We start from the raw sequence: 24,160 nt of genomic DNA, 5'->3' as shown, positions 1-24,160 counted from the left end.
CCGGGCTCGGGTCTCTCCAGCCTCCACCGAACCCGCGCAGAAGCGACTTTGGCCCATGCGGATGACAATCGCTGATGGGAAGACATAGAGATCCCTATAGGTACGCCTGACAGATAATCGCCAAGCGTGGTGCTGCGGTGATTGTTTGTTGTCGGATCAACGGAAATAATTTTCCTTGATTCTTGAGTTCGATCGGAATTTGCGAGGGTCTTGATTTGGTGGCTGTAGCGCAATTGAACTACGTGTGCTTGTTCGCGGAGGTTGGCGGCCTCCGATCTTGGGGCAGCAATGCGCGGGCCCACCCTGGACTCAGTAGAACGGAAGACCAGCAGTAATGACCGTTCGACAGAGCTGGGAGGTTTACGAGCGAATGATTGCTCGGCTGATGGCTGATCAGCTGACGACGGAACTTTGTGTGACTCCGAATGCCCGCTTGGTTGGTGAGATAAGCCGCAGGAGCCGACAGATCGACGTGCTGATCGACTCGCGGCACGATAACGATCCATCCCGCAGGGTTGTTGTCGATGCCAAGAAGAGGAAGCGCAAGATCGACGTTACCGACGTTGAGGCATTCCGCGGATTGATGGAGGATGTTGGGGCAAGTCACGGCTTCTTGGTTTGTCCTGCGGGCCATACAAAGGCAGCCGAGAAGCGAGCGCAACTGGCGGTGTCAATCTGCCTCGTGCCCTTGGATCATATCCCCAATTTTGATCCTATGGCTTGGCCCCGTTGCACCGATACGCGATGCTTGCACGGTCGCATATTCTGGGACGGGTACCCAGAATTCAGCGTTAAAGCGCTTCCCATTGGAGGTCTCGCCCAGGGCGGTGCAAAGATATTCACTTATGTGCACCATGTGGGCAAATGCGACCGCTGCGGCCAGTTTCATGTTCTTTGCCTGAGCTGTGCCCAAATCCTCTCCGTGCCAGAGGGAGCGCTAACCGGAGTCGGAGTTCGCTGCCGATGCCAGATGCCTTGGTTCTGGAGGACGTCGGCTCAGCACGACAGAAGAGGTAGTCTCTTTGCAGAACTCCGCGTGACGCTCGCCACTGGGGAAATCAAGACCGTGGATCGACGACCTTTTTGAAGAATGTGCCGCGCATCGGCGCTTTTGCGACGAGCTTTGTGGCGAAGAGTAGCTGCCTTGATACGGTTCAGGCTCTCCAGCCCGGCCCACCGGTCTGCGACAGCCCCGGCCCTACGAGCCGGGGCTGCTTTGCTGCGAGAGATCAGCCCTTGATGAAGGCGAGCAGGTCCGGGTTGATGATGTCCGGATGGGTCGTGCACATGCCGTGCGGCAGGCCCTCATAGATCTTGAGCGTGCCGTGCTTCACGAGCTTGGCCGCGAGCAGGGCCGAATCCGCGATCGGGACGATCTGGTCGTCGTCGCCGTGCAGGATCAGGACCGGCACGTCGATCGCCTTCAGATCCTCGGTGAAATCGGTCTCCGAGAAGGCCTTGATGCAATCGTAATGGGCCTTGGCGCCGCCCATCATGCCCTGCCGCCACCAGTTGTCGATGGCGCCCTGGGACACGCTCGCGCCTGCCCGGTTGAAGCCGTAGAACGGGCCGGTGGGAACATCGATGTAGAACTGCGCGCGGTTGGCGACGAGCGCAGCACGGAAGCCGTCGAAGACCTCGATCGGCAGGCCGCCGGGGTTCGTCTCTGACTTCACCATCACCGGCGGCACCGCGCCGATCAGCACCGCCTTGGCGACGCGGCCGGGCTCGGCGCGGGCGACATAATGGGCGACCTCGCCACCGCCGGTGGAGTGGCCAATATGGACGGCGTTCGTGAGGTCGAGCGCAGCGGCAAGCTCGGCGACGTCGGCGGCGTAGGTGTCCATCTCGTTGCCGGTCGCGGTTTGGGTCGAGCGGCCGTGGCCGCGGCGATCATGCGCGATCACCCGGTAGCCCTGCTCAAGGAAGAACAGCATCTGGTTGTCCCAGTCATCGGCGCTGAGCGGCCAGCCATGGTGGAAGACGATCGGCTGCGCGTCCTTGGAACCCCAATCCTTGTAGTAGATTTCCGTGCCGTCACGGGTGGTGATCGTGCTCATCGTCTAGTCCTTTCAGTTGCCGGGCAGTGGGATCGCCGCCCGCGATGTAGACGGTATAGCCGCGCCGTTGCATGCTGCCGCTTGGCGGAACCGACATTATGCGAGGCGAAACTGACAGCATGACGACTGCTCAGAGGATCAAAGCCGAAATCGGGCTGCTGCTCTATCCCGATGTGCAATTGGCGGCCGTCCATGGCCTGACCGATCTGTTCCGCATCGCCAGCGACATGAGCGCGGCGCATGGCGATCCGCAGGCGCCCGCGATCCGCGTCAGCCATTGGCGGCAGGTAGTGCAAGAGAATACGGTGCAAGAGAACGCGGCCCAGGCCCGTGCGGGGCAAGGGGATGCGAGGCAAGACGATACGGCAGTCGAATGCGTCTTCGACAGCCATCCGGGCCCGGCGCACAAGCTTGGCCATCTGATCGCCCCGCCGAGCCTGGTGATGCCGGCCAGAATGCAGCCAATGGCGGGCTTTGCGGCCTGGCTGACTGAGCGCCATGGCGAGGGGGCGACGCTGTGCTCGGTCTGCGCAGGCGCCTTCCTGCTCGGCGAGACCGGATTGCTCGCGGGCCGCGAAGCGACGACGCATTGGGCCTTCGCCGAGGCGCTGGCGGCGCGCTTCCCGGCGATCCGCGTCGATAGCGCTCGCATGGTGATCGACGAGGGCGACATCATCACCGCCGGCGGCATCCTAGCCTGGACCGATCTCGGCCTGACCCTGGTCGAGCGCCTGCTGGGGCCAAGCGTGATGCTGGAGACCGCGCGCTTCCTGCTGATCGATCCGCCGGGGCGGATGCAGCAGCCCTATGGGCGCTTCGTGCCGCGCCTCGACCACGGCGATGCGGCGGTGCTGAAGGTGCAGCACTGGCTCCAGGCGACGGGCGCCAAGGACCATGCCGTGCCGGCGCTGGCGGCGCGCGCCGGGCTCGAGGAGCGGACCTTCCTGCGCCGCTTCCGCAAGGCGACCGGCCTGCGCCCGACGGAATATGCCCAGCACGTCAGGATCGCCAAAGCGCGCGAGGCGCTCGAGCAGAGCCGCCGCCCGGTCGCGCAGATCGCCTGGGAGGTGGGCTATGGCGATGCCTCGGCCTTCCGCAAGCTGTTCCAGCGCGTCACCGGGCTCGCGCCGGCGGATTATCGCCGCCGCTTCGGCGTCGCGGCCTGAGCTGGGGGGATCTTGACGGAGATCGCGCCCGACTCGCGCGAGCGCCAGTTGATGCTGGTCGACAACCTCCAAGTGATGTTCAACTTCGCCTGAACAGCGCCTGGAGGGCCGGGTTCAGGCCAGCCCCTTGGCGATCAGCCGGGTCAGGCGATCGGAGAAGGCCTTGGCGTCGCTCGGCCGCTCGCCATCGAGGATGCGCGCCTCATCGAGGAGCAGATGGGCGATGTCGCTGCGCAGCGGCTCGTCCTGCGATCCGGCGAGGCGGATGATCAGGTCGTGCTGCGGATTGACCTCGAGGACCGGCTTGGCGGCGCCGTCGAGGCGGCCGGCGGCGGAGAGCAGGCGCTCGAACTGGCGGTCGGGGCCCTTATCGGTCGCAACCAGGCAGACCGCGCTGTCGGTCAAGCGGTCGGAGGCGCGGACATCCTCGACCTCAGCCGCCAGCGTCTGCTTCATCACGCTAAGCAGCGCCGTGACTTCGGCGCTGGTTTCGAGCTGCGGCTTCGCCTCGCCGTCGAGCAGCGGGATCAGGCCGAGATCGGCCGCGCCCTGCGTCACGGATTTGAACGGCTTGCCGTCATGGTCGGGCGCGTTCGACACCCAGAAGCTGTCGACCGGGTCGCTCAGCAGCAGGACTTCGATGCCGCGGGCGCGGAAGCCCTCGAGCTGGGGCGAGGCGGCAATGCGCGCGGGATCGTCGCCGGCGATGTAGTAGATCGCCGTCTGGTTCTCCTTCAGCGCCGCGACATAGTCCTTGAGGCTGCGCCAGCTTTCGCCGGAGGTGGTGGTCTTGAAGCGCGCGAGGCCGAGCAACTGTTCGCGCCGCTCGAAATCCTCGTAGAGGCCTTCCTTGATGACCGGGCCGAAATTCTCCCAGATCCCGGTGAAGGCCTCGCCATCCTGCTCCGCGAGCTTGCCGAGATCGGTGAGGATGCGGCTGGTCACGCCCTTCTTGATGGCGCCCAGCAGCGGGCTGTCCTGGATCATCTCGCGCGAGACGTTGAGCGGCAGGTCGGCGGTGTCGACGAGGCCGCGCACGAAGCGCAGATAGCGCGGTAGGAGCTCAGCTTCATCGGTGATGAAGACGCGCTTCACATAGAGCTTCATCCGGCCCTTGCGGTCGGCGTCGAAGAGATCGAACGGCTTGCCGCCCGGCACGAAGGCGAGCGCGGTATATTCGTGGCGCCCCTCGGCGCGGAAATGGATCGTCGCGGCGGGCTCGTCGTACTGGCCCGCCACGCTGCGGTAGAAGTCGGCATAATCCTCGGGCTTGATCTCGCTTTTCGGCCGGGTCCAGAGCGCGGCTCCGTCGGCGAGCGAGGTTGCCTCAGCGCCGGGCTTCTCGACAAGGGAGATCGGCACCGGGACATGGCCGGACTGCGCCTTGACGATGCGTTCCAGCGTCCAGCGTTCGGCATAGCTCTTGGCGTCGTCGAGCAGCGAGAGGGTGACGCGCGTGCCGCGGGCGGGAGCTTCCTCCAACGCGGCCGGCGCAACGGAGAACTCGCCCTTGCCGTCGGAGGACCAGCGCCAGGCTTCCTCGCTGCCGGCGTGGCGGCTGACGACCTCGACCTGGCCCGCCACCATGAAGGCCGAATAGAAGCCGACGCCGAACTGGCCGATGAGTTGCGCGCCCTCCTTGCCCTGGGCTGCCTCGACGCGATCCATGAAGGCGCGGGTGCCGGAACGGGCGATCGTGCCGAGCGCCTCGATCATCTCGTCGCGGGTCATGCCGATGCCGTTATCGGCGATCGAGAGCGTCCCGGCCTCGGCATCGGCGGCAATCGTGATCGCGAGCCTGGGATCCTCGCCGATCAGCTCCGGCCTGGCGATCGCCTCGTAACGCAGCTTCTCGCAGGCATCGGCGGCGTTGGAGATCAATTCGCGCAGGAAGACGTCCCGGTCCGAATAGACCGAATGCACCATCATATGGAGCAGGCGCGAGACGTCGGCTTCGAAACTGCGGTTCTCGGTGGTGGTCGTGGTCATGCTGAAAAGCTCTTTGAACGGATCATCGTCGCGCCAGCGATTTGGCCGCAAAGCGGCGCGGTTTCAAGGTGCGTCAGGCCATTTGCAGCGTCGTCCTAGAGGTTGCTAGGGGCTCTGGGTTACGTGCTCAAGCGTTCCGCACATTCCCCGACCCGAGGGCTGGCGACATTTTCCGCAGCAGACTAGCCTTGGTCGCAGAAGAGCAGATTGCCAGAGGCCAGTTCAGACCGTGACGCTTCTCATCGCGTTCCTTTCGCTTTTTGCCATCGTCGTCGGCGCCATCGTGCTGGTCATGCTGCTGACCGGCCTGTTTTTCGAAATCATGAATGCACGCCATCCCGAGCGGCGCATTCAGAAGGATCGCGTGAACAATCGCAAATGGCAGGAACTCAAGCAGGCGCCGGTGTCGATATTGACGCTGACAAGCTGCTTCGTGTTCGGCCTCTTCGCCCAGCAGCAAGGCTGGACGATTGCGCCGCTCGAACTCTCCTGGTGGTCGGGTCCGCTGATGCTCCTCGCTTCGGTCGTGCTGTACGATGCCTGGTTCTACTGGGTTCACCGCCTCCTGCACCGCAAGCCCTTCTATCGCTTCCACGCTCTGCACCATAAGAGCGTGGCGCCGACCGTCTGGAGCAATCATCACGAAAGCTTCGTCGAAGCGCTGCTGAACCAAGCCTATTACGCGCTCGTCGTCTTCGTCCTGCCGATGCCCTGGCAGATGCTGGTCTTGCAGAAGCTCTATGATCAAATCAGCGGCATGCTGGGCCATGCGGGTTACGAGCACTTCGCTTCACCTGCTGGACGCTCCCCCTGGCCGCTCGCCAGCACAGTGTTCCACGACCAGCATCATGGAACTTTTCGATTCAATTTCGGGCATACGTTTTCGTTTTGGGACCGCTGGATGGGCACGCTGCATCCGCGTTACGATGAAACGCTCAAGACCTTCGAGGCGGGAGATGTGGCTGCGTCGCCGCAGCCTCAGATGGGGCCGGAACGGCGCTGAGGGCTGCGCCGCGGAGTTCCGGCTTTGCCTTACGATCGGTTTTTAATTTGCCGGCAAAGATGCTGCGGCCTTCTGATAGCGGCGGGCAACCGCAATGCTCCAGGAGCCGATGTCAGGAAGTCCCGACGCGTCGGCCGAGATAGGCGGCGAATTCCGCGACGGTCGGATAGTCGTGGGTGACGCCCGGATAGAGCTCGATCCCTATCCTCTGCTCGGTCTCCAGGACGAAATGGACAGCTGCAGCTGAATCCAGGCCCAGGCTGGCGAATGTCGTAGAAGGCAGAATCTCGTTCTCGTCGATGTCGAGCATCTCAGCCAGACATGATTTGCAGAACTGCTCCGTTTCGGAATCCGAAGGCATGAAGATCCTGTCAGCGAGTGAGGCCGGGTCCATGATCTCGACTGCGGCGACCGACGCGAAACGTCAATGCGAATCGGCGGGCTGATCGGCGGGCTGGTTGGCGCTGTTCCATGGTTCCAGCTCCCCATCCAGCCAGCGCCGCTTGGTGAGGCTGCGCTGGATCTTGCCGCTGGTCGTCTTTGGCAGCGTTCCCGGCCGGATCAGCACGATCTTGTGCAGGGCGATATCGTGGTTGTTCACCACGGCCGCCTGCACGGCAGCCGCCACCTCGGGAGCCGAGAGGCTGTGTCGCTGCGTTCGTTCAACTTCCTGCACGACGACGATTAGCTCGGCGCCCTCATCATCGAGGATCGCAAAGGCCGCGCCGTGGTCCCGCCGCAGGGACGGATGGCTGGCAGCAACGGTCGCCTCGATGTCCTGCGGGTAATGATTGACCCCCCTGACGATCATCACATCCTTCAGGCGCCCGACGACATAGAGTTCGCCATCGGTGTCGATATGGCCGAGATCTCCGGTGCGTAGCCAGCTATTCTCTTGCCCGGGTGGACGCTCCGAATCCGCCTCGATGCGGGCGCGAAAGGTCGCCTCGCTTTCGGCGGGGCGCTCCCAATAGCCGCAGGCGACCGAAGAGGCTTGAAGCCAGATCTCACCGATCCGGCCCGGCGGCAGCCGGCGCCTTGTCTCCGGATCGACGACGGCCAGAGACAAGCCGGCCATGGCGGAACCGCAGCTTGCGATCCGGGAGATATCGTCGAGATGTTCGGGCGCTGCGACACGAGCGTCCTTCAAACCGCTGGCGCTGACGTCGCGGATGCGCGTTTCGGCTCCTCGGTCCGCTGCACTGACCAGCAGGGTGGCTTCGGCGAGGCCATAGGCCGGGCGCATCGCGCGAGCGTCGAAACCATAGGGCTCGAAGGTGGCGGTGAAGCGCTCGAGCGTGGCGGCCCGCACCGGCTCGGCGCCGTTGAGGGCAATCTTCCAGCTGCTGAGGTCGACGCCTTCCATCTGCTCCGACCGGAAGCGATCAACGCATAAATCATAGGCGAAATTCGGGGCGGCAGCGACCTCGGCTCCATGTTCATGGATTGCCCGCAGCCAGTTCAGCGGCCGGTGCATGAAGCCCGAAGGAGTCATCAGGACGCAAGGCGCACCGAGATAGATCGGCTGCAGCAGGTTCATGATGAGGCCGAGGTCGTGATACAGCGGGATCCAGCTCACATGCGCCGAATCCGTGTGATTGCCGAGGCGCGCCCGCATCATCTCGAGATTGTCGAGCAGGTTCTTATGGCTGACCATCACCCCCTTGGGCGTCGAGGTGGAGCCGGAGGTGTATTGCAGGAAAGCGAGTTCCGTGGCGTCGCGGAGCCACCCTCGAGCCACGACCGGTTCGGGCGCCAGGGCGACCGGGACGTGGCGTATGCCTCGCTCAGTCAGGCGCTCCCTTAATGTGCCACGCGGATCGGAATCCTTGGTAGGGCTGAGCGCCAGGCGCGGCGTACAGTCGGCCATGATGGCCGCACTGGCATCGTGATTCGCATTGCGGCGCGGCGGCATCATCGGCACCGCCACCACGCCGGCCATGAGACAGGCGAAATAGGCGACGACGAATTCCAGGCAGGACGGGAAAATCAGCAAGGCCCGGTCTCCGGGCACGGTCTGCGCGGCCAACTGGTCCGCCAGGCAAGCGGCCTGCGCATGGAGCCCTGCGAAGGTCAACGATGGCCGTTCACCCGGTCGGTCGGAATAGACCGTCACCGCAGCGACATCGGGTCGTTGGACGGCCTGGTGCTGCAATACCTCGGCAAGGGACGAAAATCCGCGCATCTCACCCTGTCTTGAAAGGAAGCATCGCTGATTGCCGAGGGGGCGGGGCTTTGCGACCGGCCTCCGCGGAGCCGTCCAGGATGGCGCCCGGCACGCGATTGGCATGTAAAAGGAGGCTGGTCGAGTGAAGCTTGTCCGGATCGGTGGTCAACATCGACAAGCTTCTGATCGTCCGCTGCATACGCTTGCAAGTGATACCTGCAAGTGATGTTAGACGACATGCGGTTGCGGGATCAAATCTGGCGGAACAGACGATGAGCGCGACGGCTGCAGCCGGAATGACGCAAGGGACGGAGCAGGAGCGCCCGTCTGCCGATGCGTGGCGGCTGCTTCCGTCGATGGAAGTGCATGAGCCGGCACGGCGCTGGGCCGATGGTTCCGTTTCCGTCCTCCTGCTGATACCGGCGCGAACGTTCCTCTATGGCCCGTTCCTGCGCCTTGCGCAGGGGCGATATCGCATCTCCTTCCGCTGTGGGGTGCGGATGCCGTTGCAAGGCGATCACCCCGTGCTCGGCCTCGAAGTCGTCGCGCAAAACCGGATTCTGTGCGCCTGGCGTGATTTCACCGCGGCGGATCTGCGTAGCGGCGAGCAGAGCGTGACGTTCGACGTGCCGTCGGATCTGAGCATCGAGGGCGGGGCCGACGCGCCCTTCGAGTTCCGCTACAGCCATTTCGGGAACGCCTGGCTGACGATGCTCGACGTCACGCTGCACAGCGAGGCGCCGGGCGATCCCGCGGACAGCCAGCCTGCGGCAATCGAGGCCTGGCGGCTGCTGGGGCGGTTGCGCACCTTGCCGCGCCCTGGCGGCGTGAGCTTGTCTCCGGTCTCGATCAACTGGCTGAAACTTGGCCGCAGTTCGGCGACCCTGCGCCTCCCGATGGGGACCTATCGCGTCGATCTGGCCTGCGATCTCAAGGGCGCGCGGCGCCAGGCGGATCCGGCTCTCGAGATCGCCGTCAGGACCCGCGACGGCACCCCGCTCGGCCTCGGCCGGTTCAACGCGAGCGATCTCGCGAAAGGCCATGTCTCGTTCGAGTTCGGCGTGCCGATGGATCTGAGCATGGATGTCGGTGTCCCGCGCGCCATCGATTTCCGGATACGCCATTTCCGCAATGCCTCGCTCCTGCTGAGATCGTTCGACCTGCACAGGCTGTCCCCGCAGGTCGTGGTGCCTTCCATGCTGGAGCGGGATCAGCCGCGGCTCGCCTACCATCCGACGAAGAAACGGATCGTGATTTTCGGCAATTGCCAGGGCAACCTGCTGGCTGAGGCGTTGCGCGACCATTCCGGCTTCTCGCGCCAGTTCTCGGTCAAGCACCACTACATGGAGTTGCCTGCCTATCTGCACGAGCAGGGGCGACGGGACCTGGAGGAGTGCGACATGCTGCTGATCCAGGACATCCGGGAATGGGAGCAATATCCGTTGCGTGACTATGTGCCGGAACAGTTGCCGACCTTGCGCTACCCATGCGTTCGCTTTGCCTCGCTCTGGCCCTTCGACGCCTTCAACGGGCCGGACGACAAGCTGGCGCGCAATCGCGATTTCCCGAATTTCGAGTTCACCTATTTCGACGGGCTGCTGGCGCGCTTGCGAAAGGAACTCCCCGATCATGAACGCCGCTTCAAGGCCTATGAATCGCTGCAGATCGAACGCGTGGTCGATTTCAAGCGTCTTCATACGTTCGAAGAGCGCCGCCTGGAGGAGATGGACCGCAAATTCACAGTCGGTATCGGCGCCTATATCCTCGACAACTTCAGGAACAGGCAGGTGTTCTACACCACGGCCCATCCGAATGGCGCGATCATGAAGATGCTGGTGAAGCATGTGACCCGAGAGCTCGGCCTCTCCCTGCATTTCTGGCTGCCGGGCTCGCTGAACTCGCTGCGCCGATTGCAGGTTCCGGTCCACCCCAAGGTCGCGGCCGCCCTCGGAGTCAAATGGGCCGATGCCCAGCGGACATACCTTGTCCGCGGCGAGTGGATCACCTGGGAGGAGTATGTCAGGAAGTATATCTCCTACTATGGCTAGAATGCCCGTCTATAGGTCATGGGATTAGTCGATACGCTGCAGTCATCAGTCAGATCTTCAGCAGCTTCATCGCTGTGGCGACGGGCAGGAACAGGCTCATCGGTCGGTTGGCGAAAGGCATAAACCCAAAATGTTGGTAGAAAGCCGCGGCGTCTTCGTCCTTGGCGTCCACGATCATCGCGAATACCGCAGGCTCGGCGCGCGCCGCACGCTGGATCGCGTCGAACAGGAGTGCGCCACCAAGATTCCGCCTGCGGTACTGGCGATCAACGGCGAGCCTGCCGATCAGAGCCGTCGGAAGCACAGGATAGCGCGGCAGGCGCTTGGTTTCGGCTTCAGGTAGATCGAGCACCGGCACGCTGGCGGCCGCCAGCATATAGTACCCGGCGATGGCGGCGCTCTCCACCGGGGACGCGACGAAGCAGTTAGAGATATGGCGGCGCACGTCCTGGCTGGCTTGGTTCTGCAGATAGCGGTCGAGCGCATCGACGCCGCAGGAAAAAGCCAGGCGATCGTGTTCGGGCGCAAGGGACTGAATAACGAATGAGGCCGTCACTGCGAATCCAGCACCAAGCGGTGATGGGCGTCGCGGGCACCGTGCAAAGCGGGTGTAGGCACGGGCGGATTGAGTAGTGATTGCGCAAGTGCGCGTTGGTCGTCGACGGAAAGCCGGATGATCTGCGTTTCAGCGATCGTCTTCTGTGCTGCCTCCTGGGCTGCCGCCACGACAAAGTCGCTAAGGCTGCGCCCTTGGATTTCAGCGGCCCGCTTCAGGACGGTAAGTGCGTCCGGCGAGATCCGCGCTTCAAGGCGGGTGGAACGCGTGGTCGTCTGGGGCATTGATTTTCTCCTCTCTATAATGTACGGTAATTTACCGGACATTTCAAGAAAACCATTTACCTCTTACGTGACAGCGAATCTCCTTGATATGTGTAGCGCTAGACGCTTCGCATGGTGCGAATGAAGATCGAAGCGACACGTTCTCGCGAGCTGCGCGAAGCCTAGCTGCGCGTGCCTTCCGACGAAGTCTCCGCGCGGCTGGGTTCTTCCCGCGCGAGCTCGCTGGCGTAACTCGCCAGAAAATAGCCAAAGGTGACGAAATAGCCGGCGGCCATCAGGAATACCGTGACGTCGCACCATGTCATCGCGACACCGCTGACCACGAACTGAGGCGCGCCAAAAAAGAAGATCATCGTGTTCATCATGATGATGAGCAACCGCGTCTCGGTCGGTCCCGTCCCGGCAAGCGAAACGTGGAATTCGCCGGAAACGCAGGCGCGCACGAGCGAGTAGATCGACAAGGCATGGTAGCCCGCCATCGCGAGCAGCGCCGCGTCCATACGAACATAGGCCGTCAGCCCCATCCCTACGCAGATCAGGAGATTGCCGATCACGTCGATCGTCTGATCGAGAAAATACCCGTATCTCGGCCGCTCGATCTTCCTGAAACGCGCAAGGCTGCCATCGAGCGAATCGCCGAACCAGTGAAACACCAGGCCAAGCGAGGCCAACCAAAGAAAGGCGGGTGACCAAGCTGTCAGCGCATAGCTGACAAGGGTCACGAAGGCACCAAAGATACCAAAGGCTGTCAGGCCATCAGGGGTGACACGCGCAGGAATGCGCCTGACGAGCCAAGCCAGCGCCTGCCGCTCGACACCGCCTACAAGGCTGTTATGGATCCGAATCAATGATGTCTGCTGTGTTGGCGGAAATATCGAAGCCACCTATCACTGAGCATGGCGACCGTTTCAAGGGTGTCGCGGCGCGCACGAACCACGACGAATATGCTGCAGCTAAAGTCCCCATTCTTGAGACGCGATCCACGTCGACCCCAACCCTGTTCAGCCCACCGTAAAGTAGGACCGCGCTGTGCCGATCGCGTATGATGCGACACGATTGTTCCTCGGACCGTTGTCGCTGACTCCTCGCGGAATCGACCGGGTAGAACTGGCTTATGCACGCCATTTCTTCCAGGATTCGAGCGAAGAATGCTGCGCGTTGCTTCCGACGGCCTGGGGTGTCCGGGCTTTTCCACGGGAGCGCGTTCTGCGCGGATTGACCCGGCTGGAGGAGCTTTGGTCCGAAAACAAGCGGCATGACGAGGACGAAGCCTGGAGCCATCTGAAGCTGCGCCTGCAAGGCCAGGCGGCTCCCTCGCGGCGGCCTGCGGGCAGTTCCCTTGCTCTTGCGCAAAGGATGACGTCGTTGCTGCGGGCGACCGGGTTCGGATTGGGCGACAGCGACGCGCTCAAGCCCGGTACGGTTTATGTCAATATCGGGCAGATCGGGCTCGCATTTCCGCTCCTGCTGCGCTGGCTGGACCGCCGTCCCGACATACGGCCGATCTTCATGCTGCATGACGTGATCCCCCTGGAAACGCCCGAATACGTGTCGGCGACCGCGGCGAAGGGGCACTCGGCCATGGTCGACCAAACGGCGCGGCGCGCTGCGGGCGTGATCGTGACGACCCGCACTGCGCAGGCCGCTGTCCAAGCGGAGCTGGGCCGCCGGGGAGCGCATGCGCTGCCGACGCTTGCACTGCCATTGCCCGTGCCGGCGCTGTTTCGCGAGCCGCCCGATCCAGAGCCCGCACTCGCCGGCATTGCTTACTTTGTGGTGTGCGGAGCCATCGAGCCGCGCAAGAACCACGCATTGCTGCTCGAGGTCTGGAAGCGTCTCCACCGCAAGCTCGGACAAGCGACGCCTCATCTGGTCGTCGCAGGGGCAGCGGGCTGGCAGGGACAGCAGATTCGCGACGGAATGCAGCGTTCCGGCGCGGTCAGCGCGCATATTCACATCGTCAGTGGCCTTTCGACGCCAGCGCTGAAGCGATTGATCAGCGGTGCCCACGCTTTGCTCATGCCCTCGTTCATCGAAGGATTCGGCTTGCCGGTTGTCGAGGCCGCTTCGGTCGGTACGCCCGTGGTGGCGTCTGACATCCCCGCGCATCGCGAAGTCGCCCATCCCGCGACGGTTTTCGTCGATCCGATCGACGGCCCTGGTTGGGAAAAGGCGATTCTGCGTTTCATGGACGACAACGCGGCGCCGACACGCCTCTCCCGGGACTTTTCTCCCTACACGTGGAGCGAGTATTTCGCGACACTCTCGGCCTTCATTCGAATGATCGAGAGCGAGGGGGGGCGTTAGCTGGCGTTGTTGTCCTCGAAGAAAACCGCCGGTTGAGAGAAGCCCGTTTTTCGCGGATTGTCATTGGCCGCTCTTTTGCTTATCGGTCAGTTGAACGGCTGGTCAATGTCGGGACGGGGGCGACCGATCGGTTGCGATTGAGAGAGACGCCAGGACAGCTCGGTAACTTCATGCCTCGTTCAATCCAGCCGCCTGCCGAGGAGGTAGCCATCTTCGGCGCCTCCTGTATACTTCCGGGGGCGAGCTCGCTCGAAGAATTCTGGAAGTTATTACTGGCAGAGCGCAATGTGATCTCGCCGCGTCCCCATGGGCGGTGGAATGTCGAGCGCTTCCTGAGGCCCGGCAAGCCGACAGCCGGTTTCTCCTATACGTTTGCGGGTGGCTATCTCGACGACGCCTTTGCGTTCGATCCCATCCCTTTTGGCATTTCGCCGCGAGAGGCGCAGCAGATGGATCCGCAGCAGCGCCTGCTGCTCTGCGCGACCTGGCGGGCGTTTGAGGATGCCGGTTTGCCGCCCTCATCCGTGGCCGGCCAGAATGTGGGCGTGTATGTCGGCGCATCGGCCGCTGATTATCAAAGCGTGGGGGCGTTCGATCCGGCGGTGATCGGCAGCCATTTCATGACTGGCAATGCCCTGTCGATCTTCGCAAACAGGGTATCTTATGTCTTCGATCTGAAAGGTCCGAGCTTCACCGTCGACACGGCGTGCTCCTCCTCCTTCGTCGCGCTTGCCCAGGCGATGGCTGCCCTGCGCGCCGGCGATGTCGACATGGCGATCGTCGGCGGCGTGAATATGCTGCTTTCGCCGGTGCCGTTCATCGGCTTTTCGCAAGCGCGCATGCTTTCGCCGACCGGGCTCTGCCGGCCGTTTTCCGACGAGGCTGATGGCTATGTTCGCTCAGAGGGCGCGGTCGTTCTGGTTCTGCAGCGATTATCCGACGCATCCGTGCCGGGCCGGCGTGTGCGCAGCATCGTCGTCGCCGCCGCTACGAATTCCGATGGTCGTACGAACGGCATTTCGCTGCCTTCGCAACAATCACAGCAGCAGCTCATCGAGACTGTCTATGCGGCGGCGCAGATAGACCCCGAAAACCTCGCCTTCGTCGAGGCGCACGGGACCGGAACGAAGATCGGCGACCCCATCGAGGCTGCCGCGATTGGTGAGGGGCTGGGGAAACGGCGCTCCGCACCTCTGCCGATTGGCTCGGTCAAATCGAATATCGGTCACCTGGAGGCGGCTTCAGGGCTAGCGGCGCTTTTGAAGGCCAGCATGGCGCTCGAGCATGGCGTGGTGCCTCGGTCCTTGTTTGCCGGCAGCCGGCATAGTGCAATCGATTTCGAGGGGCTGAACCTCACACCGATTACCGGCGCGCTGCCGGTGTCGGCCCGCGAGGGCAGCATCTTCGCCGGCGTCTGCAATTACGGCTTCGGCGGCACCAACGGTCATGCGATCCTTCGTTCGGCCTCTGTGGCGAAGGTCATCGCGGCGCGACCGCTATGGAAACGCGAGGCCGAAGTGCTGCTCGTCTCGGCAAGCACGGCGGAGGCCTTGCAGCTCCGTGCGCATCAAATTGCGAGGGTCCTTGCTTCGGGGCTCAAGGCGCCGCAGGTCGCGAGTGCTCTCGCTTATCAGCACGAGCTCATGCCGCACCGGCTGGCAATCCCGCTGTCGCCTTTGGGCGACGCGACGCGCGACGCTGCTGAGGCTCTTCATGCGTTCGGCGGGGGGGCGCTGCAGCACAGTCGAGCCTCCAGCGCGACCGTCCATGGCACGCCGCGCCGCGCAATCTTCGTCTTCAGCGGCAATGGCGGGCAATACCCGCAGATGGGCAAGCTCGCCTATCAGAGCAACGCAGCCTTCCGGCGGGAGATCGACGAGATCGACCATCTCTACCAACCCCTCGCGGGCTGGTCGATCGCGGAGCGTCTCCGCGATGGCGTCTCAATGGAGCAACTCGAGCAGACCTCTGTCGCCCAGCCCTTGATTTTCGCCGTCCAATCGGCCCTGTCGGCGGTTCTCAAGCAGTATGGCGTCGAGCCTCTGGCCGTGATCGGGCACAGCGTCGGCGAGATCGCCGCGGCCGAGTGCTGCGGCTTCATCTCCAGGGCCGATGCGCTCCGCATCCTGCAGATCAGGAGCGAGCACCAGGAATTCGTGCGTGGCATGGGGCGCATGTTGGTGCTGGCGACAGACCCGGCATCGGTTCAGGATCTGATCGACGGGGCAGGCGCGCCCGCCGTCGATTTCGCCGCCTATAACAGCGCGGCCTCGGTAACCCTCTCGGGCCCTGCCGACCAGATTGCCGCCATCGCCCAACTCGCGCGGCAGCGCCGGGTGGCGAGCGTGCTGCTGAATGTCGACTATCCCTTCCACTCCAGAGCGCTCGATGGCGTGGAAGCGAAAATCATCGAGGATCTGTCAGGCTTCGCCGCGTCCGTAGCGAATACGCCGCTCTTCTCGACCGTGACCGGCCGGCCCCTGGCTCATGACGAACTCGATGCACGCTATTGGTGGGACAATATCCGCCGTCCCGTTCGTTTCGTCGAAGCGGTGGAAGCGGCTTTGGCCGCATATCCCGAGGCGGCCGTCATAGAGCTGGCGCCACGCGCCATCCTGCTGGGGTCGATCTCGGATACCTTGCGGACGCGGGACGCGCAGAACCCGCTGTTGCAGACGTTATCTGTGAGCGATCCGGAAGCGCAGGATCCGATCCGGGGGATCGCCGCGCGGATCGCGGCCCATGGGCTGCAGCACGACACGGTGGCCGTCTTCGGCGATGCGCCGCGCGGCATCGAGCCCCTGCCGCCCTATCCTTTCCAGATGGGGGAGTATCGCTTCGAGGCGACTTCGGAGGCCCTGAGCGCCCATGGCCGCCTGATCGCGAGCGAGCCGCTGCATCCGCTCCTCGGCGCCCGCGTCTCGGATGGTTCTCTCGAATGGCGCAACCTGCTCGATCCGGTTCTTCTGCCTTACCTCGACGATCACAGGGTCGATGGCGGCGTCGTCCTGCCTGCTTCCGCGCTGATCGAGATGGCGTTGGCTGCCGGCGGCGACATGATGGGATCGGTCCCGCTCGAACTCGGCGAGTTCGATATCACCAGGGCGATGACATTTGGCGATGACGAGACCCGCGAGGTTTCGACCCGCTATTTCGAGCATACCGAAACCGTCGAGATCTGGAGCCGCCGGCGCTTCGCCGGCAATGATTGGCTCCTGCACGCCCGCGGAACGCTCCGGCGCGGGCCGGGCTTCGCCGGGACGCTACTGCCTGAGATTCCGAAAGTCGTCGAACCCATCCACAGTGAAGCGGTGGAAATCTATGCGGCGGCCGAGCGCGCTGGCCTGGGTTACGGACCACGGTTCCGCATCGTTACCTCGACGCATCGGGACGAGACCGTCGGTGAAAGCCGTCTGATCGTTCCGGCAGGCGGCGTCGGCGCCTATGACGACCTGCATGTTCTTCATCCGATTTCGCTGGACGGGAGCTTTCACGGCCTGTTCCTGGCGCGTCCTCAGCGGGACGGCGAACGCAAGGCGTATCTGCCGATCCGGTTCCGGCGCATCCGCATCTGGAAACCGGGGACGGCGATAACGCATTCGGTGACGAAGCTGCTGCGGGAAACGGAGCGCTTCAAGACCCTCTCGGTGGCGCTGCTCGACACGGATGGCGCCCTCGTCGCCTCGATCGAGGAGGCGGTCTTCCGATCGGTGCACCTGGTCAAGCCGTTCATGGCGGAACGGACCTTTCGGGAGGAAAGCATCGCGATCGGTGCGCTTTCCTTGCCTGCGGCCAAAATCGTTGGGGAAGACGACGGCACGAGCCGGTCGGAGGAAACCCGGCAGGTCGGATTGCTGCTCAAGGCTTTCTCCGTATCCCTGGCATGGACACTCTGCCAGGCGTTGCTGCCGGCCGGCGGGGACAACAGCTTTGCGGGAATCGCGGCCGATCGCACCATAGCGCCGGCGGCCCAGCCTCTCCTTGGAATGGCGCGCGACATTCTGGCGATGGCTGGCGGCCTGGACAGCACGGCCGATGGAACGCGCCTGTCGCAGGTCTTCGCCATACCGTCCCCGGAAGTGATCCTCGGCACGCTGCTGCAGCGCTTCCCCCGTGCGAACCGGGAGATACGGCTTGCGGCGCAGGCGCTGAGCGAAGCCGGGGAGTTTCTGCGGACAGGCAAGGCGGGACTGCGGTCTTCCAGCTTCGCTTACGACCAGTGGAGCCTGTGCACCCTTTCGGTCCCGTTGCGTCGCGTGGTTACGGGGGCGCTCGCTGCGTGGACGGCGTCGGCTCCACGAAAGCTACGGGTTCTCGTGGCCGGCGACTGGAACGGTGGTTTGACCGAAGCCTTGGTCGCGTTGGTGCAGCAGGGCAGGATTTCCGTGACGCTCGCCGTCGCGAACGCTGCAAGAGCCGAAGAGCAACGGCATTGGCCCGGAGTCGGAAGCCTTTTCGATATCCTCGTTCTCGACGGTAGCGAGAAGAGCGTCTTCGCAGGCTTCGACGCCCTGATCGGCTTCAGCATGCCGCTCTCGCCGTTCCACGCGACGAATGATGCGGCAGTGAGTGGTGCGCTCGACCTTCTGACTGAGGCTGCGCCGATCTTGCTCGCGGAGCCCAGCGACGACCTGTACCTGGCATTCCTGCTTGGCGCCTCGACCCCTGCTGTCTGGCAGGATCGGGAGGGTCCCAGCCGCGGTGTTCCAGATATGCTTCAGCAGCGTCTTGAGGCGGCCCGCGCTACCGACATCGTCACGCACCAGACGGGCGAGGGGGGCCTCAATCTGGCCAGCGCCCGGGCGGGCGGGCGTGAGGCTCCCGAGGCGAAGCCAGACCACATTGCGATCGTGGCAGAGCCTGCAGGCGGCGATCTCCGCGCTCGATACGGGTTGCCGACGGCGCAAGCCTTCGATCGGGACCAGATCGACGCGCTGGACTCCTGGCTCGCTGCGCTGCCGGCGGGCGAGCGTGCGACGGTCGTGGTCGCGCCGGAGGCGCAGGGTAGGACGCCGTGCGGCAGGCTTGCCACCCGCATCGAGGCGTTGGCCGCGCTGTTGAAGCTGCTGGGCGGCGTCGAGCGCCCCTGCCGAATGGTCGTCCTGACCGAGGCCGCGCGCGCCGGCACCATGGGCCGTGCCGGCGAGGATGCCGGCGTCTGGGCGTTCATGCGGGTCGCGATCAATGAGTTTCCGGAGATCGACCTGCGGCTGGTCGATGTCGAAAGCGCCTCGGTGGCCGCGCGCCTCAGCGAGATCTTGTCGCTCGATGATGCCGAGCGTGAGTTGCGGATCACGCCGACCGGTATCGAGGTCAACCGCATCAGGCGCGGCATGCTCAGCGACACGCCCCTTCGCCAGGACGAGCGCGCTGTGCTGCACTTCGCCGATGGCGTGGGGCTGGATGGCTTCGAGTGGCACAGGCAGCCTCGCCGTGCGCCCGTGGACGGCGAGATCGAGGTCGAGGTCGTCGCGGCAGGCCTGAACTACCGCGACGTGATGGTCGGGCTAGGCGTTCTGGACGACGATCTGCTCGGCGCCGGATTGACGCGCGCCGCGCTCGGCTTCGAATGCTCGGGGCGGGTTGTACGGGTCGGAGCCGGAGTGACGCAGCACCGCCCGGGCGATGCGGTGATGGGCTTTGCCGCAGGCGCCTTCGCTTCGCATATTGTCTGCCCGGACTGGCATTTCTTCCCTGTTCCCGACACGCTCGATCTGGAGGCGGCGGCGACGATTCCCGTCGTCTTCGCGACCGCCTGGTACGCCCTCGTGGAGCGGGGCCATATTCGCCCGGGAGACGACGTGCTGGTGCATGGCGCGGCCGGCGGGGTCGGCCTTGCGGCCATCCAGATCGCTAGGCTGCATCGGGCGCGGGCTCTGGGCACGGCCAGCAACGAAGCGCGGCGCGCCATCGCCAAGGCCGCCGGCGCGGATCAGGTTTTCGATTCGCGGCAAGAGCGGTTTGCAAGCGAAATCCGGGAGCATGTCGGGAGCGTCGATATCGTGCTCAATTCCCTGGCCGGCTCCGCCATGCTGGCCAGCTTCAAGCTGCTGAAGCCGTTCGGCCGCTTTCTCGAGCTCGGCAAGCGCGATTTCCTGGACAATACGCAGCTTGCGCTGCGGCCCTTCCTGCGCAACATCGGCTATAGCGGCATTGATCTCGATGAGTTGCTCGCAGCCGATCCAGGCCTGGTTCGCGAGATGATGTCGAAGCTCTCCGAGGCGTTCCGAAGCGGCGCCCTGCGGCCGCTCACTTACCGGAGCTTTGAAGCCTACGAGGTCGGCGCGGCGTTTCGGAGCATGCAGGCGTCCGAGCATGTCGGCAAGATCGTCATCCGGCCGCCATCCGCGGCGCGTGCCGATATCGCGTCGTTATCCTATAAGGTCAGCCCAGGCCTCTATGCCATTGTCGGCGGGACAGCGGGTCTCGGCTTCGCGACGGCGCAATGGCTGGCGCGGAAGGGGGCGTCGCATATCGCATTGTTGTCCCGGCGTGGGGTGGTCGAAGAGACGCTGGCGCCGCTTCTAGCCGAGATGCGAGCGAGCGGCACGCAGATCGTCGTCGAGGCGCTGGATGTCGGTGATGCCGCGGCGGTGCGAGAAGCCGTCACCCGGCTGACCGAGGCTCATGGCCCGCTTCGCGGCGTTGTTCATGCCGCCGTGCATCTCGATGACGGGCTGATCGCCAATCTCGCGCCCGCGCGCCTCCAGGCTGTCCTGCGTACGAAGGTGGACGGCATCGTCAATCTCGACGAGGCGACCAGTGATCAGCCGCTCGATTTCTTCGTGGCTTATTCGTCCGCAACGACGCTGGTGGGCAGCCCGGGGCAGGCCGCTTATGTCGCAGCCAATGGCTTTCTCGAAGGCTTCATGCGCCGCCGCCGCGAACTCGGAAAGCCGGCTTTGGCGATAGGCTGGGGTGCGATCTCGGATGTCGGGATCGTCGCTCGCGACAAGCAACTCGGACAGCGCCTGCGCCGGACGACCGGAGTCGTCCCCATGCGTTCTTTCGAGGCGCTCGCGCATCTGGGGCGGTTGCTGAGCCTCGGCAACAGCATCGCACCGGTTCAGTTCCTCTCCGGCATCGCCCCGGGAGGCGGAGCCGAGAAGCTGGCCTTGCTGAGGAGCGCGGCTTTCATCGATCTGGGCTTTCTCGACAGCGAGGCCAGGCGCGGTCAGACGGAGGAACTGGCTGCGGACCTGCATGGCAAGAACCGGGAGGAGGCGATCGAGATCGTCACCGGTATCCTGCGGCGCGAGGTGGCGGAGATCCTGCGCATGGCGGAAAGCAAGATCGACCTCGCACGCCCCCTGGCCGAGCTCGGCCTCGATTCGCTGATGGCGCTGGAGCTCCATATGGCGCTCGAGACGGCGATCGGCGTGCAGATTGCGGTGGTCGGGGCCGGCGACCGCAACCTCGGCGACATGGCCGCCGCAATCGTGGGGCAGCTCAATCAGGCGCAGGGCGAGGTCGAAGAACCCACGGGTGAGAGCATGCAGTCGACGATCGTCAGACTTGCGAGCGTGCATTCGACGATGGAATTGTCTCAGGAGGAGGCGAGCGAGCTTGAGCAGATGGTCCGCAAGTCGAATCGCGGTGTCGCACGATGACCACGGGCGACGGCAATCCGTTGTCTGATGATGCGTTGGCGGATCTGCTGGCGAGGATGAGCAAGACCCCGAAGGCTGCCCCAGTGACCCCCACGCGTCCAAGCCGGCCGGAGAAGCACTACAGCGTCGCCTTCGAAGACCATCCGCTCTATCAGCAGATGAAATTCCAGCGCGGCTTCGCCTCCTTCGCCGGATTGCAAAGCCCGTATTATCGACAGCACGATGTCAGGGCCGGCGCGGTTTCCGTCATCGAGGGCAAGCCTGTCGTCAACTTCGCCTCCTATGACTATCTGGGCCTCAACGGGCATCCCGAGATCACCCAGGCCATCGCGAAAGCGGCCGGTGAGTTCGGCAGTTCGGTGTCCGCCAGCCGGATCAGCGCGGGCGAGCGCAGCGTCCATCGCGAGTTGGAGCGGGCGATCGCGCGGAACTATGAGGCACAGGACTGCATTGCCTTCGTGTCCGGCCATGCCGGGGCGGTCTCGACGATTGCGACCCTGCTCGGGCCGAAAGACCTCCTCGTCCATGATGCCCTGATCCACAATTGCGTCGTGGTCGGCGCGCAGCTCGCCGGCTGCACGCGGCGGCTCTTTCCCCACAACGATCTCGACGCGCTCGAAGCGATGCTCGCGGCGGACCGCCATCGCTTCGAGCGTGTGCTCATCGTCAGCGAGGGATTGTTCTCGATGGATGGCGACGGGCCTGATCTCGGCCGCCTGATCGCCATCAAGCAGGGCTTCTCCGCCTGGCTGATGATCGACGACGCTCATGGGCTCGGCGTCCTCGGCACGGCTGGACGCGGCATCTTCGAGCATCAGCAGGTGGCGCCGGACGGGGTCGATCTTTGGCTCGGTACGCTCTCGAAGACCCTCGTCAGCTGCGGCGGCTATGTCGCCGGTTGCGAGGCCGTCGTCGATCTGCTCAAGCACCAGGCGCCTGGCTTCGTCTACAGCGTGGGCATGCCGGCACCGGCGGCCGTTGCCTCCACGGCGGCGCTGGGGCTGATGGAGCGCGAGCCGGAGCGTGTCGAGCGTCTGCAACGCCAGTCACAGCGCTTCCATGCGCGCGCCGTGGCAGCCGGGCTCGACACCGGTGAGAGTTGGGGCTTCGGCGTCGTGCCAATCATCATTGGCGAGACGGTTGCGACTCTGGTCCTTGCCGAACGGCTGCTCAGCCAGGGGATCAACGCCTTCCCGATCGTGCCGCCAGGCGTTCCGGAGAAGGCCGCGAGGCTGCGCTTCTTCATCAACGCAACGCATAGCGACCAGCAGATCGACGACGCGGTAGATTGTGTGGCGCGCGAGATCGGCGCTCTCGCCGGTTTCTCGCTGAAGGAGATCCTGCGTCGCTGAGCGAGGTGAGACCAGAGGCATTTGACTGGCTGCACGGCAGAGGGCGAAGGCTCGTTTGTCGAAGTTTGCCGCATTCCCCGATGCAGCAGGCCGCCTTCCTGCGCGTGACGAAGAGTTCTGGACAATTCACCCGACTGCGACGTGATCTAGAGTATTTTCGAGCGAAGTGGACACCGGTTCGCGTGAAGAAAATACGATAAAACAAGGACCTAGAGTATTTTCGCGATTCGGAGAAACGCGGAAATACTCTAGCGCAAAGAGGCGGCTACCGGTGTCAAAGAACATCCTTCTCGAAGCCCACGCCCTGACCCTGAAGCAGGGCACGGGGATAGCCACATATGCGCGCAATCTGGCTCACACGGCGGGCAGCCTCGGCCATGACGTCGAGCTGTTGATCGGCATCGACCGCGGCATCAACCGTCGGGATCCTCTGCTGTCGGAGGTCGCCCTGAGCGATGTCGTCGATCCGAAAGCCATCGACCCGCTGAAATGGGCCGGTCGCGCGGTCGACTGGACGATCGGCGTCCCCGGCGGGGCCAAGGCGCAGCGTTTGCCGGCGCCGCGCATCGTCCTCGATCCGGGATCGGGAACCGCGGCCGAAAGGCGGCATCCGACGCAAGGGGCCGTGCGGCTGTGGGAGCGCTCCTATCTGCATTTCAATCGCTTCGGCCGGCGCATGGCGATCGTGCCCGAGGGGCGCCATGATCTGTTTCATGCGACGCGTCCGACACCGGCTTTCGTGAAGAATTCAGCTAACGTCTATACTATTCATGATATTGTTCCGCTGCGGTTGCCTTACTCTACGCTCGATAACAAAAAATACTTCTACAATATGATCAAGCATATCGTGAATAAAGGCGACCATATCGTCACGGTTTCGGATTTCACGAGGCGGGACGTATTGGAGTTTTTTGATGTCCCGGAAGATCGGATAACCAATACATGGCAGTCCGTTTCGGTGGACAGCGCTGCTCGATCGATCTCGGATGACGATGCCGCGCGCGATATCGGCAATCGCTACGGGCTGAACTTCAAGGAGTATTTTCTGTTCCTGGGGGCGGTCGAGCCGAAGAAGAACATCTCGCGCATGGTCGAGGCCTTCGCCGCTTCCGGAACGACCCGCCCCCTCGTGCTCGTGGGCGGGCTCGGCTGGCAATATGAGCGTGATCTTGAAATGATCGAGGATGAGCGCCTGCTGAGCTGGCGCTTCGACGGCACGCATATCAAGCAGGAGCGTCGCGTCCAGCGCTTGCCCTATGTCCCGCGGGCGTCGCTCCTGTCGCTGATCCGTGGGGCCCGGGCGGTCATGTTTCCGTCATTATACGAGGGCTTCGGGCTGCCGGTTCTGGAGGCGATGCTGTTGGGGACGCCGACAATCACATCGAATACGAGTTCTCTTCCAGAGGTCGCCGGAGACGCTGCGATGCTGGTCAACCCCTACAAGATCGAGGACATCCGCGACGCCATCAAGGCGATCGACGCGGATGCGGATCTGCGCGCCGAATTGTCCAGCCGTGGACGGAAACGTGCGGAGTTCTTTTCCCCAGAGCGCTACGCTGAGCGGATGAAGGCGGTCTATGACCGCGTGCTCGGATAAGTGAATGCCTGATGGTCCTGG

The 24,160-nt window shown here is 63.9% G+C and carries 15 protein-coding genes and 1 pseudogene; 8 read left to right on the top strand and 8 right to left on the bottom strand.

Going from position 1 to position 24,160, the window contains the following annotated elements; translation table 11 throughout:
* Positions 1-334: 334 nt before the first annotated feature.
* Positions 335-628: pseudogene (locus BHK69_RS33660) on the top strand (restriction endonuclease); the annotation flags it as partial.
* 42 nt (positions 629-670) lie between these two features.
* Here the strand turns inward: BHK69_RS33660 and BHK69_RS33280 are convergent.
* Together BHK69_RS33280 and BHK69_RS25950 are read right to left on the bottom strand one after the other, a co-directional pair.
* Positions 671-889 carry a hypothetical protein gene (locus BHK69_RS33280; protein ID WP_244548328.1) on the bottom strand — a complete coding sequence of 73 codons (219 nt, stop codon included), beginning with the start codon at positions 887-889 and terminating at the stop codon, positions 671-673.
* A 340-nt stretch (positions 890-1,229) separates the two neighbouring features.
* Positions 1,230-2,060, bottom strand: a complete 831-nt coding sequence (locus BHK69_RS25950) for an alpha/beta fold hydrolase (protein WP_069692626.1) — start codon at positions 2,058-2,060, stop codon at positions 1,230-1,232.
* A gap of 119 nt (positions 2,061-2,179) precedes the next feature.
* Between BHK69_RS25950 and BHK69_RS25945 the strand changes: the two genes are divergently transcribed.
* A complete protein-coding gene (locus tag BHK69_RS25945) occupies positions 2,180-3,226 on the top strand; it encodes a GlxA family transcriptional regulator (RefSeq protein ID WP_069692625.1) in 1,047 nt (348 codons plus the stop codon).
* A gap of 114 nt (positions 3,227-3,340) precedes the next feature.
* Here BHK69_RS25945 and htpG read toward each other — a convergent pair whose 3' ends face one another.
* The gene (htpG, locus tag BHK69_RS25940; protein ID WP_069693971.1) at positions 3,341-5,215 is read right to left on the bottom strand and encodes a molecular chaperone HtpG; all 1,875 of its coding nucleotides are present in this window, start codon (positions 5,213-5,215) and stop codon (positions 3,341-3,343) included.
* A gap of 229 nt (positions 5,216-5,444) precedes the next feature.
* Here htpG and BHK69_RS25935 point away from each other — a divergent pair, with 229 nt between their 5' ends.
* On the top strand, positions 5,445-6,218 hold the full coding sequence (locus tag BHK69_RS25935; protein WP_069692624.1) for a sterol desaturase family protein: 774 nt from the start codon (positions 5,445-5,447) through the stop codon (positions 6,216-6,218).
* Between the two features lie 112 nt (positions 6,219-6,330).
* Here the strand turns inward: BHK69_RS25935 and BHK69_RS25930 are convergent, their stop codons facing one another.
* On the bottom strand, positions 6,331-6,612 hold the full coding sequence (locus tag BHK69_RS25930) for an acyl carrier protein (RefSeq protein ID WP_069692623.1): 282 nt from the start codon (positions 6,610-6,612) through the stop codon (positions 6,331-6,333).
* 30 nt (positions 6,613-6,642) lie between these two features.
* Positions 6,643-8,403, bottom strand: a complete 1,761-nt coding sequence (locus BHK69_RS25925; protein ID WP_069692622.1) for a fatty acyl-AMP ligase — start codon at positions 8,401-8,403, stop codon at positions 6,643-6,645.
* 254 nt (positions 8,404-8,657) lie between these two features.
* Here BHK69_RS25925 and BHK69_RS25915 point away from each other — a divergent pair, with 254 nt between their 5' ends.
* Positions 8,658-10,433, top strand: coding sequence for a WcbI family polysaccharide biosynthesis putative acetyltransferase (locus BHK69_RS25915; protein ID WP_069692620.1), 1,776 nt, complete (start codon positions 8,658-8,660; stop codon positions 10,431-10,433).
* A gap of 49 nt (positions 10,434-10,482) precedes the next feature.
* Here the strand turns inward: BHK69_RS25915 and BHK69_RS25910 are convergent, their stop codons facing one another.
* The 3 genes from BHK69_RS25910 to BHK69_RS25900 all read right to left on the bottom strand — a co-directional run bounded on the left by BHK69_RS25910 (position 10,483) and on the right by BHK69_RS25900 (position 12,121).
* Positions 10,483-10,989 carry a GNAT family N-acetyltransferase gene (locus BHK69_RS25910; RefSeq protein WP_069692619.1) on the bottom strand — a complete coding sequence of 169 codons (507 nt, stop codon included), beginning with the start codon at positions 10,987-10,989 and terminating at the stop codon, positions 10,483-10,485.
* Entirely contained in the window at positions 10,986-11,273 is a 288-nt protein-coding gene (locus BHK69_RS25905; protein WP_069692618.1) for a type II toxin-antitoxin system TacA family antitoxin, read from the bottom strand. Before BHK69_RS25905 ends, BHK69_RS25910 begins: the two co-directional genes overlap by 4 nt.
* Positions 11,274-11,434: 161 nt before the next feature.
* Positions 11,435-12,121 carry a CDP-alcohol phosphatidyltransferase family protein gene (locus tag BHK69_RS25900; protein ID WP_069692617.1) on the bottom strand — a complete coding sequence of 229 codons (687 nt, stop codon included), beginning with the start codon at positions 12,119-12,121 and terminating at the stop codon, positions 11,435-11,437.
* Between the two features lie 181 nt (positions 12,122-12,302).
* Here BHK69_RS25900 and BHK69_RS25895 point away from each other — a divergent pair, with 181 nt between their 5' ends.
* The 4 genes from BHK69_RS25895 to BHK69_RS25880 all read left to right on the top strand — a co-directional run bounded on the left by BHK69_RS25895 (position 12,303) and on the right by BHK69_RS25880 (position 24,139).
* On the top strand, positions 12,303-13,580 hold the full coding sequence (locus BHK69_RS25895; protein ID WP_148663593.1) for a glycosyltransferase family 4 protein: 1,278 nt from the start codon (positions 12,303-12,305) through the stop codon (positions 13,578-13,580).
* A gap of 32 nt (positions 13,581-13,612) precedes the next feature.
* Positions 13,613-21,190 carry a type I polyketide synthase gene (locus BHK69_RS25890; RefSeq protein ID WP_148663592.1) on the top strand — a complete coding sequence of 2,526 codons (7,578 nt, stop codon included), beginning with the start codon at positions 13,613-13,615 and terminating at the stop codon, positions 21,188-21,190.
* 56 nt (positions 21,191-21,246) lie between these two features.
* Positions 21,247-22,542 carry an aminotransferase class I/II-fold pyridoxal phosphate-dependent enzyme gene (locus BHK69_RS25885; RefSeq protein ID WP_244548327.1) on the top strand — a complete coding sequence of 432 codons (1,296 nt, stop codon included), beginning with the start codon at positions 21,247-21,249 and terminating at the stop codon, positions 22,540-22,542.
* A 271-nt stretch (positions 22,543-22,813) separates the two neighbouring features.
* Positions 22,814-24,139 carry a glycosyltransferase family 4 protein gene (locus BHK69_RS25880; protein WP_158516279.1) on the top strand — a complete coding sequence of 442 codons (1,326 nt, stop codon included), beginning with the start codon at positions 22,814-22,816 and terminating at the stop codon, positions 24,137-24,139.
* Positions 24,140-24,160 lie beyond the last annotated feature (21 nt).

The organism is Bosea vaviloviae (assembly GCF_001741865.1).
GTDB lineage: Bacteria > Pseudomonadota > Alphaproteobacteria > Rhizobiales > Beijerinckiaceae > Allobosea > Allobosea vaviloviae.
The sequence above is the reverse complement of the archived record's forward strand: the minus strand, read 5'-3'. Positions and strand labels throughout refer to the sequence as shown.

What these genes read in the sequence shown, in the direction of transcription:
- BHK69_RS33280 (WP_244548328.1), bottom strand. Translation starts at nt 889, where the DNA reads ATGAAACTGGCCGCAGCGGTCGCATTTGCCCACATGGTGCACATAAGT.
- BHK69_RS25950 (WP_069692626.1), bottom strand. Translation starts at nt 2,060, where the DNA reads ATGAGCACGATCACCACCCGTGACGGCACGGAAATCTACTACAAGGAT.
- BHK69_RS25945 (WP_069692625.1), top strand. Translation starts at nt 2,180, where the DNA reads ATGACGACTGCTCAGAGGATCAAAGCCGAAATCGGGCTGCTGCTCTAT.
- htpG (WP_069693971.1), bottom strand. Translation starts at nt 5,215, where the DNA reads ATGACCACGACCACCACCGAGAACCGCAGTTTCGAAGCCGACGTCTCG.
- BHK69_RS25930 (WP_069692623.1), bottom strand. Translation starts at nt 6,612, where the DNA reads ATGGACCCGGCCTCACTCGCTGACAGGATCTTCATGCCTTCGGATTCC.
- BHK69_RS25925 (WP_069692622.1), bottom strand. Translation starts at nt 8,403, where the DNA reads ATGCGCGGATTTTCGTCCCTTGCCGAGGTATTGCAGCACCAGGCCGTC.
- BHK69_RS25915 (WP_069692620.1), top strand. Translation starts at nt 8,658, where the DNA reads ATGAGCGCGACGGCTGCAGCCGGAATGACGCAAGGGACGGAGCAGGAG.
- BHK69_RS25905 (WP_069692618.1), bottom strand. Translation starts at nt 11,273, where the DNA reads ATGCCCCAGACGACCACGCGTTCCACCCGCCTTGAAGCGCGGATCTCG.
- BHK69_RS25885 (WP_244548327.1), top strand. Translation starts at nt 21,247, where the DNA reads ATGAGCAAGACCCCGAAGGCTGCCCCAGTGACCCCCACGCGTCCAAGC.